Source organism: Exiguobacterium sp. MH3, from assembly GCF_000496635.1.
Lineage (GTDB): Bacteria > Bacillota > Bacilli > Exiguobacteriales > Exiguobacteriaceae > Exiguobacterium_A > Exiguobacterium_A indicum.
The window spans coordinates 1,063,281-1,080,840 of sequence record NC_022794.1 but is presented as its reverse complement, the minus strand read 5'-3'; the positions used below and the strand labels follow the sequence as shown (position 1 = coordinate 1,080,840).

At 47.9% G+C, this 17,560-nt stretch carries 13 protein-coding genes and 1 other annotated feature; of the genes, 1 reads left to right on the top strand and 12 read right to left on the bottom strand.

All coding sequences use genetic code 11. The features are described from left to right. Positions 1 to 24: 24 nt before the first annotated feature. The 9 genes from U719_RS05400 to U719_RS05360 all read right to left on the bottom strand — a co-directional run bounded on the left by U719_RS05400 (position 25) and on the right by U719_RS05360 (position 11,306). Positions 25 to 1,674, bottom strand: coding sequence for an aromatic amino acid hydroxylase (locus tag U719_RS05400; protein ID WP_023467732.1), 1,650 nt, complete (start codon positions 1,672 to 1,674; stop codon positions 25 to 27). 60 nt (positions 1,675 to 1,734) lie between these two features. Next, positions 1,735 to 1,939, bottom strand: a binding site (T-box leader). A gap of 70 nt (positions 1,940 to 2,009) precedes the next feature. After that, positions 2,010 to 3,155 carry an aromatic acid exporter family protein gene (locus tag U719_RS05395; protein WP_023467731.1) on the bottom strand — a complete coding sequence of 382 codons (1,146 nt, stop codon included), beginning with the start codon at positions 3,153 to 3,155 and terminating at the stop codon, positions 2,010 to 2,012. Positions 3,156 to 3,260: 105 nt separating this feature from the next. Continuing rightward, entirely contained in the window at positions 3,261 to 5,195 is a 1,935-nt protein-coding gene (locus tag U719_RS05390; protein WP_023467730.1) for a fructose-specific PTS transporter subunit EIIC, read from the bottom strand. Between the two features lie 17 nt (positions 5,196 to 5,212). Continuing rightward, positions 5,213 to 6,133 carry a 1-phosphofructokinase gene (gene pfkB, locus U719_RS05385; RefSeq protein ID WP_023467729.1) on the bottom strand — a complete coding sequence of 307 codons (921 nt, stop codon included), beginning with the start codon at positions 6,131 to 6,133 and terminating at the stop codon, positions 5,213 to 5,215. After that, complete coding sequence (locus U719_RS05380; protein WP_023467728.1) at positions 6,130 to 6,876, bottom strand: DeoR/GlpR family DNA-binding transcription regulator; 747 nt, start codon at positions 6,874 to 6,876, stop codon at positions 6,130 to 6,132. The genes pfkB and U719_RS05380 overlap by 4 nt, the downstream gene beginning before the upstream one ends. Before the next feature lie 287 nt (positions 6,877 to 7,163). Beyond that, positions 7,164 to 7,988 (bottom strand): fumarylacetoacetate hydrolase family protein, encoded by an 825-nt coding sequence (locus U719_RS05375; protein WP_023467727.1) that lies wholly within the window; start codon positions 7,986 to 7,988, stop codon positions 7,164 to 7,166. Positions 7,989 to 8,229: 241 nt separating this feature from the next. Further along, the gene (locus tag U719_RS05370) at positions 8,230 to 8,682 is read right to left on the bottom strand and encodes a hypothetical protein (protein ID WP_023467726.1); all 453 of its coding nucleotides are present in this window, start codon (positions 8,680 to 8,682) and stop codon (positions 8,230 to 8,232) included. A gap of 201 nt (positions 8,683 to 8,883) precedes the next feature. Beyond that, entirely contained in the window at positions 8,884 to 10,326 is a 1,443-nt protein-coding gene (locus U719_RS05365; protein ID WP_023467725.1) for a SulP family inorganic anion transporter, read from the bottom strand. Positions 10,327 to 10,397: 71 nt separating this feature from the next. Further along, positions 10,398 to 11,306, bottom strand: a complete 909-nt coding sequence (locus tag U719_RS05360) for a TetR/AcrR family transcriptional regulator (RefSeq protein WP_023467724.1) — start codon at positions 11,304 to 11,306, stop codon at positions 10,398 to 10,400. 169 nt (positions 11,307 to 11,475) lie between these two features. Between U719_RS05360 and U719_RS05355 the strand changes: the two genes are divergently transcribed. Next, entirely contained in the window at positions 11,476 to 12,948 is a 1,473-nt protein-coding gene (locus U719_RS05355) for a DHA2 family efflux MFS transporter permease subunit (protein ID WP_023467723.1), read from the top strand. Here U719_RS05355 and U719_RS05350 read toward each other — a convergent pair. The 3 genes from U719_RS05350 to U719_RS05340 form a co-directional block, all read right to left on the bottom strand. Beyond that, complete coding sequence (locus U719_RS05350) at positions 12,927 to 13,457, bottom strand: 4Fe-4S single cluster domain-containing protein (protein ID WP_023467722.1); 531 nt, start codon at positions 13,455 to 13,457, stop codon at positions 12,927 to 12,929. The genes U719_RS05355 and U719_RS05350 overlap by 22 nt on opposite strands. Next, positions 13,429 to 15,258 (bottom strand): anaerobic ribonucleoside triphosphate reductase, encoded by a 1,830-nt coding sequence (locus tag U719_RS05345; protein ID WP_023467721.1) that lies wholly within the window; start codon positions 15,256 to 15,258, stop codon positions 13,429 to 13,431. The genes U719_RS05350 and U719_RS05345 overlap by 29 nt, the downstream gene beginning before the upstream one ends. Positions 15,259 to 15,496: 238 nt before the next feature. After that, a complete protein-coding gene (locus tag U719_RS05340; RefSeq protein WP_023467720.1) occupies positions 15,497 to 17,536 on the bottom strand; it encodes an ATP-binding protein in 2,040 nt (679 codons plus the stop codon). Between the last annotated feature and the right edge of the window lie 24 nt (positions 17,537 to 17,560).

Genomic DNA, 17,560 nt, shown 5'->3' with positions numbered 1-17,560 from the left:
ACAGGTTCAGAACCGGAGTTCGACTCATTGATGAACGACGTCGAGTAAGGCCATCCCACGCGTGATCAATTCATCTCGCTGCTCAGATGTCGCTTTTAAGCGCTCGAGATCTGCAATCAGACGTGGTTGATCGACTTCATCCGCTAACTCGAGTAATTCAAGACGGAGTAACCAAGCGTCCGGTAACTGGACGAGTGTCTGATCGATCAGTTGCGGTAACCGTTCTCGTCCGGCACGACCTTCGCGAATCTCGCGGACGACTTCGAAGATCGGATCAGCCGCTGTCAACGGACGTTCGATTCGTTCGAACTCGACCGTTTCCGGAATCGGCTTCAGTGCTTCAACTTCCGTTCCCGGGAATGCTGACGTGATGTCACCGACGATCAATTCCATCCGGTCCATCGTCATCGTTTTCCCGTCGTTTGCAAGCGTCGCTGCTTCTAAGACGACGAGCGCCCGATTTCCATTGACGTTTTGAATCGCTGTGATGTCCCCTGTGACGCGAACATTTCCTTCCGCCCAGTCGAGACGTTCACCGACTTTGACTTGCATCAATACTTCGTTCAATTCCTTGCCGTGAAGGAGTGTAAAGCCTTCCGGATGATCTGCAAGTCCTTGACCTGTCAACACTTCGCCGTTCGCAGCAAGCGCTGTCGGACCTGTTAGTTTGACGAGATGAAGCGAATCGTGAATCTCTTGCGTTTCAGGAACACCGACGAGCGAGAGACCACTGTCGAAGACGAGCGTTGACAGGTTACCCGATTCGACCGCTTTTGTTAGTCCGTGGATGCCACCGCGAATGTAAGACATCGACTGTGCGAATTCTTCAAGTGCATCGCGGAGTTGTTCGAACGATTCACAAACGAAGAGTTCTTTTTGCATGCTCGTCACGTCATGTTTCGTTGCAAGTGCTTTTTCAAGTGAGAATGGATGTTTGACGACCGCGTCCGTTAAGCAGTGGCGACTTTCACCGACGGATGATAAAAGACCTGCCCCGTAGATTTGTGGGTTGTCGATATTACCAATCAGACCGAATTCAACCGTCCACCAGAACAGACGTGAGATTTCGTTCGCTTCCGAAATTCCTTTGACGTGTGTCCGTGTCTCCGCGAGTTCGACTTCAGCTTGCTCGATGTCGGCTGGCGTCGAGAACGGGCTCTCTTTGACAATCGTCAATTTCTTTAGTGCCTTGAACACGTCATGCTCGGCTTTATGATTAAAGGCATGTGCCCCGATCTCACCGAAGCGTCGAACGAATTCCGCGTAGACCGGATTCATCAAGATTGGCGCGTGCCCCGCTGCTTCATGCAAAATATCTGGCGCCGGTGTGTAGAGAATGTTATCGACCTTCCGAATGTCGGTCGCGATCGGCAAGAGTCCGTGCCCTTGGAAATCGAAGAAGGCGACGCCAGGAATGAGACCATCAACAGCGACTGTTCCCCAGCCTCCACGGCTTAGGTTCGCTGTCATTTCACGCACGTCCGGAATCCGTTCCGGGCTGATGCCCGATGCAGCAAGCCCTTCGAGGTATGCCGGATGTGCTGTATCTTGTAACGTATTTAAATTCAGTCGCATGACGTATCTCCAAACGGCATGATCCGTTGGCGTGTAGTCTTCGTAGTGCTGTGGTGCGACGTGTGGACGTAAATGACTTGGAATGATTGGTGTAGACATATGAGTTCCCCCTTGAATGAATGTGAGATAACAAAAAAGCCCCTGCCGAACATATTGTTCGACAGGGGCGACGAAAGCCGCGGTACCACCCTGATTACCCAGTCATCGACTGAGTCACTTATGATTGGGATAACGGTGTGCTCCGCTCGCTTACGCAAGAAGCTCAGAAACTGTAATTCAACACCATCTGTGTACACGTTCGCAGCGCCACGTGCTCTCTGAAACAGGGAGATGGTCTTTACTTCGGTTTCATCATCGCTTAATCTTTCGTTCTGTTATGCTGTTATACTGTTATGCTTTTAGCAAGTAAAGTATCGTTAAGGAGGACTATACGCTTACTTTTTACTTTCGTCAATGGCTTTTTTACGTTTAAATCGATTAAATGTTTTATCACGGACTGATTTTTGTTCGATCGTCAGTGATGTGATATGACGACGAAGCGCACCATTGAGCCGTTTTTCGAATGCTTCAAGCTCTTGGATCCACTCATTCATCGAAACGACGATCGGTAAGATTTCCATGATGACTTCTTCCTCGAGTTCATCGCGGTCAAGGAAAGAGTGCTTAACGAAGGCGATGTTCTCTTTGACGAGATCCTCCATTGCGAGTGGTTCTTCCGTCAATAAGAGATCATATGTCAGCAAGACCTTCTCTTGTCGCTGGGCGATATGCATCAAGTGATAAAACAATTCACTCCGAAGATCGTCCGCAATCGAGTCAAGGGCCTTCTCTCGCTCTCTGAAGCGCTCTGCCGTCGCGACACCACGTTCGAGGCACGATTGCATATGTTTGAGAATCAAGAGGTTCCGTAAGAGCGAGGCGTGCTTCTGACGCGTTCCTCGAATCTCTTCCTTGTGTAGGTTGAACAAGTTTTGTGTCTCAAGGAGCGAATTTGACATTTTATCGATTGCCGCCCGATATGGGGCGACCTTGCCTTCGAAGGCAATCGCTCGCGTGACGACGAGCAGCTTTTCGAAGAGTTTCGTCGCTTTTTGATAGTAGACATTGCCATAGCGCGGCGGGAAGATCAGCGCATTGATGCCAAGCGCACAGCCAATCCCGAGCATGACGAGCAAGTAACGGATCAGGACGACTTGCCAAAGTGGCTCGGTCGCTGTCGCCACACTTTCGAGAATGACGATGATCATCAAAACGACGTGTGGAATCGTCCGCCCGAAACCAAAGGCTAGCAAAATCGAGATTGCTGCCATGATGACGATTCCGATCGCGAGCGGATTGGCTGGATTATCCCCTAAAATCCAAAGTGCGAGTAACGTCAAAAAGGCACCAATCAAGTTGGCCTCTGCTTCCTCGAGAAATTGTTTCCATGTCTGATAGACCGAAGGCAGGAGTGTCGTCGCTGCCGAGATTGCAGGCAGGATCGGGCTGAGGTTGAACAGATTACTGATCAACAGCGCCAAGATGACCGCAAGACCTGTCTTGATGGTCCGTGGTCCGATTTGTAAGGATTGTCCACCCATGTCCATCCCTCCTTCTTATTCAGTATGCCCTCTATTCTTCACCGTTAGCCGTCAAAATTCAACAAAAAATCCCCTCCGCTTGAAAACGGAGAGGATTTAGATGAATTATGATGCTTTCGTACCTGTTCCTTCTGTCATTTCCGCTTTCGCGACCGATTGGTCAACAAGTGGTTTTTTGAGGAAGGATAGGATTGCCGCACCGACGAGTGAACCGATGAGGATCGCACCCGCGTAACCGACGATTGCCATGACCGTACCTGATGGACCATCAAGTAACGGGAAGACGAAGATACCGCCGTGTGGTGCTGGGAGCAAGACGCCGAAGACGATCGTCAATGCACCAGCGATAGCTGAACCGATGACGCTTGAAGGAATGACGCGGAGTGGATCGGCTGCTGCAAATGGAATCGCACCTTCTGTGACGAACGATGCACCCATTGCGTAAGCAGCGATACCTGCTTCACGTTCTTGCGGTGTGAATTTCTTACGTGCGAATAATGTTGATGAGAAAGCCACGATGAGTGGTGGAACCATCCCACCTGCCATGACGGCTGCCATGACTTCCGTGTTACCTGCTGTAAGAGCAGCTGTACCGAAAACATATGCTGTTTTGTTGATTGGACCACCCATGTCGATTGCCATCATACCTGCGACGAGCATACCGAGGAGGATTGCGTTCCCACCGCTGAGCCCGTTCAACGAATCCGTGAGCCATGTCATGAACTTCGCGATCGGCTCATTGATGACGAGCAACATGATCATCCCTGTGATGAATGAACCAAACAATGGATAGAGTAAGACTGGTTTGATTCCTTCAAGTGCTGCTGGGAGACCTTTGAGGACTTTAACGAGCAAGAGCACGACGTAACCAGCAAGGAAACCGGCAATCAATCCACCGAGGAAACCAGCATTACCGTTGCTTGCAAGGAAACCAGCAATCAGACCAGGAGCAAGACCTGGTTTATCAGCGATCGACATCGCGATGAATCCGGCGAGGATCGGAATCAAGAGACCGAATGCAGCTTTCCCGATCGACATTAACTGAGCAGCGAACTCGTTGTATGACGGATCATCCGGGTTCGCAGAGTTGATTCCCCAGAAGAAGCTGATCGCAATCAAGAGACCACCAGCGACGACGAGTGGCAACATTGCGGATACCCCACTCATTAAGTGTTTGTAGAATCCACCACGCGCTGGTTTTGAACTTTCGCTTGAACCGCTCGCTTTGTATACAGGTGCGTCTTGTTTGACGGCACGGTTAATTAATTCTTGTGGTTTACGAATTCCTTGTGCGACCGGTACTTCAACGACGTGTTTCCCGTTGAAACGATCCATCTCAACCGCTTTATCCGCAGCGACGATGATCGCTGTCGCATCGTTGATGTCTTGTTGTGTCAAACCGTTCTTGACGCCTGTCGATCCGTTCGTCTCGACTTTGATGCGGACACCCATCTCTTCTGCTTTTTGGCGAAGGGCATCAGCCGCCATATACGTGTGTGCAATCCCTGTCGGACAAGCTGTGACAGCGAGGATATACGGTGCGTCTTGGTCAACGTTGTCGCTTGAGACGTCAACTGGACCTTCTTCTTCACGTTCCTTCGCTTCGATTGCTGCGATGACTTCGTCTTTCGTTTTAGCCGCAAGGATCGTATCGCGGAAGTTCATATCCATCAGATAAACCGATAGTTTCGAAAGTGTTTCAAGGTGCGCATTATCTGCGTTCTCACCCGCTGCGATCATGAAGAACAACCGACTTGGTTGACCATCGAGTGCTTCGTAGTCAACACCTGCCGAACGACCGAAAGCGATCGCTGGTGTTTTGACTGCTGCTGTTTTTGCGTGTGGAATGGCAATGCCTTCCCCTAAACCTGTCGTACTTTGCGCTTCCCGTGCGAGAATCGCTTCTTTATATGCCGAGCGATCGTTCAGTTTTCCTGCCCGATCGAGGACGTTGACGAGTTCATCGATGACAGCGGCTTTAGATGACGCTTGTAAATCGAGCTGAATCGTATCACGTGTCAAGAGATCAGTAATTTTCATGAGTAGTCACACTCCTTTTAGGATTGAATGAGTTCAACGACGTTGACGTCTTTGATGAGACGATCGATATCTTCCTTCGTACAAAGACCAAAGGAATAAGCAGACGCGCTACCAGTCGTCACCGCATAGCGGAACGCTTCTTCTGGTGATTTACCGAGCGCGTGGCTGGCGACGAATCCAGCGACGAGTGAATCTCCAGCACCGACGGAATTGACGAGCTTCCCTGCCGGTGTGTTTGCCGTATAGGCACCTTCACGATTGACAAGCAGTGCTCCGTCTCCTGCAAATGAGATGACGACGTTCTCGGCACCTCGCTCGACGAGCTGTTGGGCGTATGGAACGGCCATCTCCTTCGACGTAATCTCGACGTCGAAGATTTCACCGAGTTCATGGTGATTCGGCTTGATTAAAAATGGACCGAGCGGTAAGACTTCAAGCATCGCTTCCTTCGTCGTATCGACAGCGAAGCGGACGTTCCGTTCATTCAGGATCGTCGCGATATGACGATAGAGATCATGCGGCAGACTGCTTGGGATACTACCTGCGAAGACGACGATGTCACCGGCTTCCATCGTCTTGAATCGGGATAATAAATGCTCCAGCTCTTCCGGTTGAATCTTCGGTCCCGCTGCATTCAGCTCAGATTCTTGATCGGCGCGAATCTTTACGTTGATTCGCGTCTCATCTTGAATCGGTGTGAAGTCCGTCAACACGCCTCGTTTCTCGAGTTCCGTCCGAATGAATTGTCCGGTACTTCCTCCAAGGAATCCGAGTGCTTGTGTTTCCACCTCATAGTTTTTTAGGACGAGAGAGACGTTGATCCCTTTCCCTCCGGCCACTTTTTCCGCCTGTTCGACACGATTGACTTGTCCTGCCTCAAATACCGGTAACGTGACATAATAGTCGATGGATGGGTTGAGTGTCAGTGTATAAATCATTTCGCGTTCACCACCTCTGTGTATTGACTGTATTTCGCTTCTTGCTCACTGGATGTCGTCGTGATGATCGTCGCCGCTTGCAAGGACGCCACCCGACTGAAACTGATTGCATCCAGCTTCGTCTCATCGACGAGTACATACGATTGTTTTGCTAATTCGATCGCTGTCTTCTTTACGAGTGCCTCTTCCGGATCCGGTGTCGTGAAGCCTTGTGCCGGATGAACACCGTTCATCCCAAGGAACGCGACATCAAAATGGTAAATCAACATTCCTTCACGTGCGTTGTAACCGACGAGTGCCTGCGTTGAATGCTTGAGTTGCCCTCCGACGACGAACGTCGGGATACGGTGATAGAGTAACGTGTTCGCTAGAGGAAGACTGTTCGTTACGACCGTAATCGCCTTCTCTTCGAGATACGGAACGATGGCAAGCGTCGTCGTTCCGGCATCGAGATAGACATACATCCCGTCTTCAATCAGGTCGGCAGCCGCTCGCGCGATCCGCTCCTTCTCTTCGACGTGTTGGTCACTCTTCTCGAAATAACTCGGTTCTTCAATTTGCAAATGGTTCGCTGTCGCGCCCCCGTGCACCCGACGCAGATGACCTGCTGTCTCGAGTTGTGATAAATCCCGACGAATCGTGGATTCACTCGCACCGGTTTGTTCGACGATCTTTTGCATCTTGACGACTTCTTCTCGGGCTAAAAGCTCAAGGATGAGTTGATGGCGTTTTTTGGTTAACATAAGGTTTCCCTCCGCATCTTTAATATAAAGCGTTTACATCTAAAAATCAATCAAAAACGTTCAAAATTTATATAAATTCTTTATAAAACGTTCAAAATACGACTTTTTTCGACATTAAACCGTTCTTATAGTTTCATTATACATCAAAAACGGTCATTTTATGACTGTTTTGTTGGTTAGAATCAATCATTTTTTAAATTTTTGACGATTTTCACAAAATAAAAAACCACTTTCCAAAGTAATTCGGAAAGTGGTGAATGAAAATCGGTCATTTCAGTCATCTTCGTTCACTGGACTTCATTTTGCAAGCGACCGATTCCTTCAATCGATACTTCGACGACATCCCCTGTCTGAAGATAGACCGGTGGTTTCATGCCGTGACCCACACCAGCCGGAGTGCCTGTCGCAATGACGTCCCCTGCTTCAAGCGTCATCCCGCGCGACACTTCAACTAAAATCGTTACGACATCACGCAACATCAAGGCGGTTGATCCCGATTGACGGAGTTCCCCGTTCACACGCGTCTCGACGAGGACGTCACGCGGATCAAAGCTGTCCGCTGAGACGATGACCGGTCCGAACGGACAGAACCCATCGAGTGATTTGCCACGGAAGAACTGGACGTGTTCTTTTTGTAAGTCCCGCGCTGTCACATCATTGACGATACTGTAGCCAAACACGTGATCAAGTGCATTCTCAGGTGTCAGATCACGCCCCGTCGTGCCGATGATGATGGCGAGTTCACCTTCATAATCCAGTTGCTGTGTCAAATCCGCATGCCGCTCAATCGATTCGAACGGACCAACGATCGATGTCGGTGCTTTCGTGAACAAGACGAATTTCCCCGCTCCCGCCGTATCCATCTCCTTGATATGATCGGCGTAGTTCTTGCCGACACAGATGACGTTTCGTGCCGGAATATACGGTGCCAGTTTTCGAAAATCCCCTTTAAGTAGTGGCGCGATATCTAAATCAAGATCAACATCGAACTCACGTGAAATCACTTCAAACAATGAATCCGTATAGACTTGTGCCGTCACATCATATGTAGAGCCATCCCGTTCAACCCCGATACCTACTTTTCCTTCTTGCTCAAATCGAAACCATTTCATCCTAAATGCCCCCTTTTGTTTCTAGTATAGCGAAACTGAAAGCACGTCGCACTTATCCTCTCCAGCACATGTTCAATCCTCAAATCGTTTTGCTATTATTTTTAGTGATAAAACATAATTCATACATGGTATTCAGTCATTCTTTGACTTTTAGTTCGTTTCAACAGTTGAAGATCATATAGATATCTTATAAATCATATCGGACGAGTAGTAGGTTTGAATGTTAAAACATCATACTCATTTATTCCTGTGATAAGAAGTTAAATTTTTCTATAGGAATATGATGAATATTTATAGGACACTTGTATTTTTCTAATACATTTTGGAGTAAAGGAAAAATGTCATCCAAATTATTTTTATGTTTGAAATTACCAATAACTTCAATATCCAAATTCCATCGACACTCTTCTTTATCCTCTAAAAAACCACCTGCCACGGTACATAATTCATCATACGTTTCTTGAGTAACTTCCTCAGGTGAAATAATGATTGCTTTTATAAAATTATCATATCCAAAGTCGTCTTCCGAGATTCCATCAATATTTTTTAAATAAGGAAAATCGTCAATAGTGCTAGGACGTTGATAGTCAATGAGTATTAGGCAATACATAGGTGGTGTTAAATAACCATCTCTCAAAAAATATGCTTCGACTGTCCTTAAATTGAGTATTCTATTCAAATGGTAATTTTTCATTTAGTGAACCTCGTTTACTTATTAAAGTGAGTTGAATTAAAGTTTTTAACGTTAGTTCATAATAACTTTCTTTTTTAATAGCTTACACCTTATCACATCATACAATTATTGGATACATAGTGCGTATATGACTCGTCGAGACAATAGAAAGAGGTGGCATTCCCAAAGTACCTAGGAATGCCACCCCTTTTATACAATTCGTTACGCAATCCGCTGAGCTAGTCGATCAACAAGAGCCTGCGACTCTTCATTCAATCCAACAAGTTCGACTTTTTTGCCAAGTCGTTCGTATTTCAAGACGACGTTTTCGATTGCTTCGATAGCGGAATCATCAAACAAGTGACACGCTGAGAAATCAAGTGTGATGACGGATGATGGATCAGTTTCGAGCTGAAACTGTTCTGCAAATGCTGTCGTCGATGCGAAGAACAACGGTCCACGAATCGTATAACGGACTCGATCTGTTTGCTCCTTGCGCTCGACTTGAATACGAGAAATTTTTGACGCAAATAATAACGCAGCAAGCAAGATTCCGACAAGAACACCCATTGATAAATCGTTCGTCAATACGGTGACGAGAACGGTTGCGAGCATGACAGCAGAATCACTCTTCGGTGACGTCTTGAGCATCTTGAATGATCCCCAGTCAAACGTCGCATACGAGACGAAGAACATGACGCCGACGAGTGCTCCCATCGGAATCGTCATCAATAGATCATTCATCGTAAACATCAACAGCATTAAAAACACACCTGCTGTCAACGTCGACAAGCGACCACGCCCACCCGACGTGACATTGATGACCGATTGACCGATCATTGCACAGCCCGGCATGCCACCGAACATACCTGCGATGATGTTCGCAATTCCTTGTCCGCGTGATTCCATCGCTTTGTTCGACGTCGTATCCGTCATCTCATCGACGATTCGTGCTGTCAGCAACGATTCGATCAACCCAACGAATGCAAGTGACAAAGCATACGGGAAGATGATTTGGAGCGTCTCAAGCGAGAACGGAACATCCGGCAGGAAGAAGCTTGGTAACGCCGCTTCGATTTGCCCCATGTCCCCGATGACTCGTGTATCAAGTGAGAAGACGACCGTCAACACTGTCATGATCGTGATCGCAACGAGTGGTGCCGGGATCGCTTTCGTCACGCGTGGGAATAACAAGATGATGGCGAGTGATGCGGCGACCATTGCGTACATGATCCAGTTCTGTCCTTCGAACTGCGGCAGTTGTGCCGAGAAAATCAAAATCGCTAAAGCATTGACGAATCCGACCATGACGGATCGAGGAATGAACCGTAATAACTTAGCAATTCCTAAAAATCCGAACGCGATTTGTAGAATTCCGGCAAGGATACCGGCAGCTAGTAAATAATCGACACCATGGTCCTTGACGAGCTGGACGACGACGAGTGCCATCGCACCGGTCGCAGCTGAAATCATTCCGGGACGACCGCCGGCAATCGAGATGACGATCGCAATGATGACGGAAGCGTATAAACCGACCATCGGATTAACGCCAGCAATCAGCGAAAACGCGATTGCTTCCGGAACGAGTGCCAAGGCAACGACGATTCCGGACAGCAAATCCGCTTTTGGTTGCAGGAACCACTCTTTTTTCCATTGAGTAAACATATGATGATGAGACCCCTTTTCTAACATGAATGGTCTCAGTGTAATCTGGTCAGTTTCAAAAAGCAACCTTTTTAGGAATTTTTGGTCCGCACACGGGCAATCTCATCGACCATCGCCTTATAGGTTGCCATGATCTCCTGACCCGCAAAGACCGGATCTTCGTCCATCGTCTCGAGTGCCCGGCGTAGAAGATGAATTTTTGGTTTCTTCCGTTCGAGTAGTTCTTCATAGATGAAATCAAGAACCTCTTCATGGGCTTCCTTCGATTCATCGGAAATCGATGACAGGGTAATCAAGCGTTTCATATGCGCACTCGTCTTCTCGAACAAATCCTTCCGAATGACGACTTCATCTTGTGGACGGTCGAGCCAAACGGATAGGAAGCGCGGCGGAATCAACTGTTCTTCCGTCCGACTGACGTCTTCGACGAGATGCGTCAATCGATTGAATACGTAACGGACGACACGTTCCGGTTGTGTGTTCGGTTCAGATTGTCGGAAGAAGTACATCGCATATTGCAACATTCCTGTATAAATGACCGCTAAATCTAGAAGATACGGTTCTTTCGTCTGACCGAATAAATCACGTAATCGTTCAAACGTCCATTCGATCTCGAGAAGACGGTTATTCTCCATGAACGTCTTCAGTTCTTTTTCATTTGAAGCAATCGCCTCTTCGAACAACGTATACAATTTATATTTTTGCATCAGTTCCAAGTAACAGTTACCTTGTTGAATGAACGTCTCATAATCCGAGACATCTCGTCCGACGAGAATTTCCTTGCGCGCTGTCCGCATCTTTTCAAAGACGGTATTGAATACATCGATGAATAATTCATTTTTAGAGGAGAAGTAGTTATAGAACGTTCCTTTGGAAACATTACTGTGCTCAAGAATGTCCTGGATGGACGTCGATTGATATCCTTTTTCGACGAATAGCTGATAGGCGGCATCTAGAAGTTGTTTCTTTTTTGGATTCATGGTCTTTTCCTTTTCTGTTCAAATGATTGCAATGGTTTACCAATCACTTATTTTAGTGTATGAAGCAAATAATTTGAATTCATTCGACTTAGCCTGGTAAGATAGCCAAGTTAGTCATAGAATTCAAGTCTAACATTTTAGACTCGTAGTACAAAAGGAGCATAACGAAATGCAATCAAGCAAGCAATCATCACGACTTTATTTAATTTTAACTGTCCTTATGGCAGGTGCGTTCGTTGCGGTCCTGAACTCAACGTTACTTAATATCGCCTTACCGTCGATCATGGGATCCTTCGGTATTCAGGCAAGCACCGCCCAGTGGTTGACGACGGGCTATATGCTCGTCAACGGAATCATGATTCCGACGTCAGCCTTCCTTGTCCAGAAGTTCTCGACACGTCAACTGTTCTTGACGGCGATGACGCTGTTCTCACTCGGTACGATCATCGCTGGACAAGCACACGTCTTCCCGCTTCTACTTGGTGCGCGGATGATGCAGGCATCTGGTTCTGCGATCATGATGCCACTATTAATGAACGTTCTTTTGACCGGTTTCCCGATCGAGAAACGCGGACAAGCAATGGGCATCTTCGGACTTGTCATCACGTTCGCCCCAGCCATCGGACCTACATTGTCAGGCTGGATTCTTGAACACTACGAATGGCGGATGTTGTTCCATCTCGTTACACCGATCGCATTACTCGTACTGTTCACGGGTGCCTTCTTGTTGAAGAAAGAGACAGTTCGTAGCACACTCAAACTCGATTTGTTCTCACTCGTTCTCTCAAGCTTTGGTTTCGGTGGTTTACTATATGGATTTAGTTCCGCTGGTTCTGCCGGATGGGGGTCTTGGACGGTCATCGGATCATTGATCATCGGTGTGATTAGTCTGACTTCCTTTATTATACGTCAATTCATGCTCGAAGAACCGATGCTTGAGTTCGGGATTTTCCGTTATCCGATGTTCGCCTTATCGCAAGGAATTTCGATGGTCTTGAACATGTCGATGTTCTCCGCAATGATCTTGATGCCGATCTATATCCAGACGATTCGGGGTATCTCACCGTTTCACTCTGGTCTCTTGATGTTACCGGGGGCGATCGTCATGGCGATCATGTCACCGATCACAGGTCGTCTGTTCGACCGATTCGGTGCCCGGATCCTTGCAATCATCGGCTTATCACTGACGGTCTTGACGACGTTCTCGTTCAGTCAGCTAGCTGCGGATACGTCATACGCGTTCCTCGTCATCATGTATACGCTACGTTTCCTTGGAATCTCGATGGTCATGATGCCGGTCATGACGAACGGATTGAACCATATTCCGCAACACTTGACGCCCCACGGTACGGCATTGAACAATACGTTGTCACAAGTATCGGGTGCGATCGGTTCAGGTCTGCTCGTGACGATCATGACGTCGCGGACGAAACATCACGTTCCGGAATTCGCTTCACAACCTGAAGCCGCTAATCCGGAATGGTTACAAATGCAGGCGATGATCGAAGGAATCAACGATACGTTCTTCATCGCAACGTTACTTGCACTCGCGGCACTGATTTTATCGTTCTTCATCAAAAAACGACGGACGACGACACTCGCAGTCGTCGAATCCGTCGATCAAGAACAAAAATATGCATGATCTGATTCTCCCCTGTCTGATGAGACGGGGGAGTTTTTGTTTTCGTGTAACACTCTTTTTTGCAACTGCTGACGATCATAAATTCGTTGATTCGTGCTGCCCCGAAAACGTGTCGTTCGGTCGAGTTTCGACAGGATGAACGGACCATCGATGAGTCCGTCTAGTCGCAGTATTAGTGGATGCCATCGTCGACGTCTTAAGATTTCCTCTAGTACATAGCCAGTATATAAAATGACGTCATAGTTTGGTCCAAGTCGTTCGAGAAGTTGCACAATTGCTGCCGCTTGAAGCATCGGCTCCCCGCCGGACAATGTCAAACGACGATTTCCGATCGCCTGAATCCGTTCTACTGTTTCTTCAATCGTCCACTCCACTCCACCTGTCGGGTCCCAGGAGGATGGATTATGACAGCCTATACAGTGGTGTGGACAACCGGCAAGAAACAGGACCGTTCGCAAACCGGGACCGTCAACGACAGAGTCAGGAAGAAGGGAGAGGACGCGTAGCATCGTGCTTCACCCGATTCTGCTCTTCAGCCCGTTTGGCTTCATTCCAGCGGTCCAGCGTACCAACGAGATATCCTGTGATCCGTCGAATCCGTTCGATGGATGAACTCCCACAAACCGGACACTGATCCTCAATCGTCTGCTCCGTTCGGCAATCAAGACAACGATCGACGGGATGATTGATTGATCCATAGCCGATTCCAGCTTCCGCCATCAAACGAACGATGTCTTCAATCGCTTGCGGATTTCCGGCAAGGGCGCCATCTGTCTCAACATAGGTGATGTGTCCACCATTACATAATGCATGAAACGGAGCTTCGAGTTGAATCTTCTCACGAATCGTCACGGGGGCGTCGACAGGGATATGAAAGGAATTCGTGTAATACGGCTGATCGGTCACTCCTTTGATTTCACCGAAGTCACTAGCATCACGACGTGTGAACTTACCCGACAACCCTTCAGCTGGAGTTGCCAGCAAACTAAAGTTCAATCCCGTCATCTCGCCATAGTTGTCGACGACCGTTCGCATCGCTTGAATTAAGGCAAGACCAATCCGGTGTGCCAGTTCGGAATACCCATGATGACTCCCCGTCAGGACGGTCAAACATTCCGCGAGACCGATGAAGCCGACCGCTAACGTCCCGTGCTTTAGGACCGGTCCCACCTGATCCGTACTTTTTAGCATCTCACCGTCTTTCCAGACATGTTGATATAAAAATGGAAACGCGTCAGCTGTTCGACTTGCCTGGAACTCATAACGCGCAATGAGTTGCCGGCATGCAAGTCTTGTCGTCTCTTGGACGGCTTCGAACATTTGATCGACGGTTTGACTCTGAAGTGCCAAACGGACGAGATTGATGCTCGTAAACGATAAGTTCCCTCGCCCTGTGACGGACGGAATGTCTCCACGATCTTCAAACACACGGGTCCGGCATCCCATGTACGCGACCTCGGCTCCCCCTGGTTGCTCCTGACGGTTGAATGGTGCATCAAGAAACGCAAAGTTCGGAAACAATCGTTTTCCTGTCACGCGGGTGGCAAGTTGAAACAAATCGTAGTTCGGGTCTGTCGGTGACAGGTTGACGCCTTGTTTGACTTTAAAGATTTGAATCGGAAAGATCGGTGTCTCCCCTCTTCCTAACCCACGTTCCGTCGCTGTCAGCATGGCGCGCTGGAAGAGCCGACCTGCCTGCGTCGTATTCGTTCCATAATTGACGGATAAAAACGGCACCTGTCCCCCACCGCGTGAATGCATCGAATTCGTATTATGGATGAACGCTTCGCACGCCTGAAACGTCTTTTCATACGTCTCCTGCCATGCGCGCCGCTCCCGCTTGCGTCGCTTCCAATGCGGCACGAGGTCATGTAGTTTGGTCCATTCGCGTTGGTAGGTCTTTTCGACGAATGGTGCTACATCATCGTCAAAGGTTGCGAATGCTTGTCCGCCATGCTGCATGTTTTGATTCGCTTGGACGATGATTGCTGCAAGGGCGAGGGCCGAACGGATGTCTTGCGCTGGTCGGATTGAACCGTGTGTCGTCTGAAATCCGTTTGAGAGTAGCTGACCGAGCGGAATCTGGGCACAAGTCGTCGTCCCGGTCACATAATAATCGGCGTCGTGGATATACAAGATGTTGTCGTCAAGCGCCTGCAAGACATCTGCTTCGAGATGTTGTCGCATCATCTGTCGCGCTGCTTCCCCAGCAATCCGCTGTAATTTCGCTAGCGGTGTTTTGCCATCAATGTTTGCATTCTCTTGTTCGATATCTTGCGGTGGTGTGAGTAACGCTTCTAAGCTCTCCATGATTCTTTTCCTCCCACGTTTTTTGTAATCACTATAGCGAGAGTTCAGAAACGTTCGCAATCCCTGCACAACTTACGATTTTTTCAACTGTTTCAGCCGTTCTGTCATCAATCTGTTCGATTTATCGTTCAAATGTCTGCATCTTACTCGTTTTAGCCAAACGCAGGAATTTGGACGAATCTCACACGAGGCACGACAAAAAAGAAGAGGCGCATGATATCGCCTCTTCTTCATCTCTTCATTCTGCTTCGAGTAACGCGTCTGTCGCACTCGGCAACTTGACCCGGAAGACCGTTCCTTCTCCAAGGATTGATTCGACTTCGATATTGCCATCATGTGCGCGAACGATTTCCTTACAGATCGATAATCCAAGACCTGTCCCGCCAATCTTTCGGCTGTCTGAGTTGTCGACCCGGTAAAACTTACTGAATAGATGCGGCATCGAATGACTCGGAATCCCGATCCCGAAATCGCGAACGCTGAGTTCGATTTGATTGTGTTGGTGAATCATCGTGACGACGACATCCCCGCCGTCCGGTGAGTACTTCACCGCGTTATTCAAGAGATTACCGAGTAACTGTTTCATGCTGTTCGCATCTGCCTCGACCATGAAGTCCTGTTCATCATTCAAATCAAGTTTCAGACTGTGTTGCTCCGTCGCTGCTTGATAAAACTGAATTTGTTCCTTGACGATTTCTTTCAGGTCAAAGATTTGTTTGTCATACTCTTGCTTTCCTGACTCCATCCGCTGAACGTTCAAGAAGTCGCTGACGAGATCGGTCAGACGCTTCGATTCATCGTGAATCGTCTGCAAGTATCGCTTGTTCCGCTCAGGATCCAAATCCCGTTTCAACATGAGCTCCGTAAAGCCATAAATCGAAGAGAGCGGTGTTCGAAGTTCATGCGAGACCGTTGAGACGAGTTCCGACTTCACGCGGTCGACTTCTGTCTCAGCCGTGACGTCACGGAAGACGAGAATCGTTCCTTTTGAATGTCCCCCGTGCGCAATGGCTTCGGCATAGACTTGAATGAAGTATTCCCCCTGATCAATCGACAAGGAGAACATGCCCTCCGGAATCTCACCCGATAAGACTTCTTCAAAGTATGCTTCAAACGCTTCCTTTTGATCCATCTGTTCGAACATCGTTTCCGGTCGGACTTCAAGGAAGGTCATCGAATCGTTGTCTTCTTCGACTTGTAACGACTGGAAGATATCGAATAACGCCTGATTTCCTAAGATCGTCTTCTCTTCGTGTTTGATGTAGAGAATCGCTTCCCGAACGGAATTCAGCAGTTGTGCCGTCTCTTTTCGTTCGTATTCCATCTGTTCGTAGAGTGACATTCGCATCAATGAGATCGCAATCTGTTTTGAGAACGATTCCAGTTCCGCTAAATCCTGTTGGTTGAATGGTGCGTCAAACCGTGCTAGATAGAGACAGGCAATCAATTCTTCTTTTGCCGGATCCATGATCGGAATGACACCTTCATAGACGTGATACGGATACTTGATGAGATCGTCGTTCGCGACCTTTTTTGAGGAATGTGCGGTTTCCTTTGAAATCATGACTCGCTTTAGTAGTAACGACTCCGTCTTCAGACTCTCTTGTTGTTCTTCTGTCATTTCTTTTGGAACGACTTGCGCGATTTCATTATTCTTGATCAATAACAGTGCACCGAATTCCGTCTTCGTCAACCGAACGATCGTACTGATGACGGATGAATAATCGAATAAACTCTCCTTTGAAGCAAGCGTTTCGATCAGTTCATTCCGATCCTGCAAATGGAGTTCATTCGTCCGCGTCACTTCAAGAGCACGCTCAAGCTCGTTCTGTTTTTGCTTCAATACTTCCTGATTGTGTTCCATTTCTTGATTCTTAGCTGACAATTCCGCATGTTGTGATGAGATCGACCGTGCCATCTGGTAAAATGATGCCGTTAATTGACCGACTTCATTATGGCTGTCGACATCATGCTCGAGCGAAATCGATTTGCCTTCTGCAAGGCGACGACTCTTGACGTTCAATTCGCGGAGTTGTGACGTCACCCGATGAATCAATGGGCGAACGATGAACAGTAGACAAAATAAAAAAATCATCAAGTTCAAGAACCAGAACCATTGTGTCTTTTGTAACTGGTCGAGTACTTGTTCCTTCGTCCGACCGTCTGCATTATCCACGTATAAATAACTGGCAACCGATGTGATGACACTTAGTGCAAAGACACTATAAAAAATCGCCATCAACTGTCTGCCCAATTTCTCAGTCATCCAGTGTTTCATATTCATAAATCCTCCTAGCAATAA

Excerpts from the sequence above, each read along its gene's own strand:
- U719_RS05380 (WP_023467728.1), bottom strand. The coding sequence starts at position 6,876 with ATGTTAACCAAAAAACGCCATCAACTCATCCTTGAGCTTTTAGCCCGA.
- U719_RS05355 (WP_023467723.1), top strand. The coding sequence starts at position 11,476 with ATGCAATCAAGCAAGCAATCATCACGACTTTATTTAATTTTAACTGTC.
- U719_RS05340 (WP_023467720.1), bottom strand. The coding sequence starts at position 17,536 with ATGAAACACTGGATGACTGAGAAATTGGGCAGACAGTTGATGGCGATT.
- pfkB (WP_023467729.1), bottom strand. The coding sequence starts at position 6,133 with ATGATTTATACACTGACACTCAACCCATCCATCGACTATTATGTCACG.
- U719_RS05400 (WP_023467732.1), bottom strand. The coding sequence starts at position 1,674 with ATGTCTACACCAATCATTCCAAGTCATTTACGTCCACACGTCGCACCA.
- U719_RS05375 (WP_023467727.1), bottom strand. The coding sequence starts at position 7,988 with ATGAAATGGTTTCGATTTGAGCAAGAAGGAAAAGTAGGTATCGGGGTT.
- U719_RS05395 (WP_023467731.1), bottom strand. The coding sequence starts at position 3,155 with ATGGGTGGACAATCCTTACAAATCGGACCACGGACCATCAAGACAGGT.
- U719_RS05360 (WP_023467724.1), bottom strand. The coding sequence starts at position 11,306 with ATGAATCCAAAAAAGAAACAACTTCTAGATGCCGCCTATCAGCTATTC.
- U719_RS05345 (WP_023467721.1), bottom strand. The coding sequence starts at position 15,258 with ATGGAGAGCTTAGAAGCGTTACTCACACCACCGCAAGATATCGAACAA.
- U719_RS05365 (WP_023467725.1), bottom strand. The coding sequence starts at position 10,326 with ATGTTTACTCAATGGAAAAAAGAGTGGTTCCTGCAACCAAAAGCGGAT.
- U719_RS05350 (WP_023467722.1), bottom strand. The coding sequence starts at position 13,457 with ATGCTACGCGTCCTCTCCCTTCTTCCTGACTCTGTCGTTGACGGTCCC.
- U719_RS05390 (WP_023467730.1), bottom strand. The coding sequence starts at position 5,195 with ATGAAAATTACTGATCTCTTGACACGTGATACGATTCAGCTCGATTTA.
- U719_RS05370 (WP_023467726.1), bottom strand. The coding sequence starts at position 8,682 with ATGAAAAATTACCATTTGAATAGAATACTCAATTTAAGGACAGTCGAA.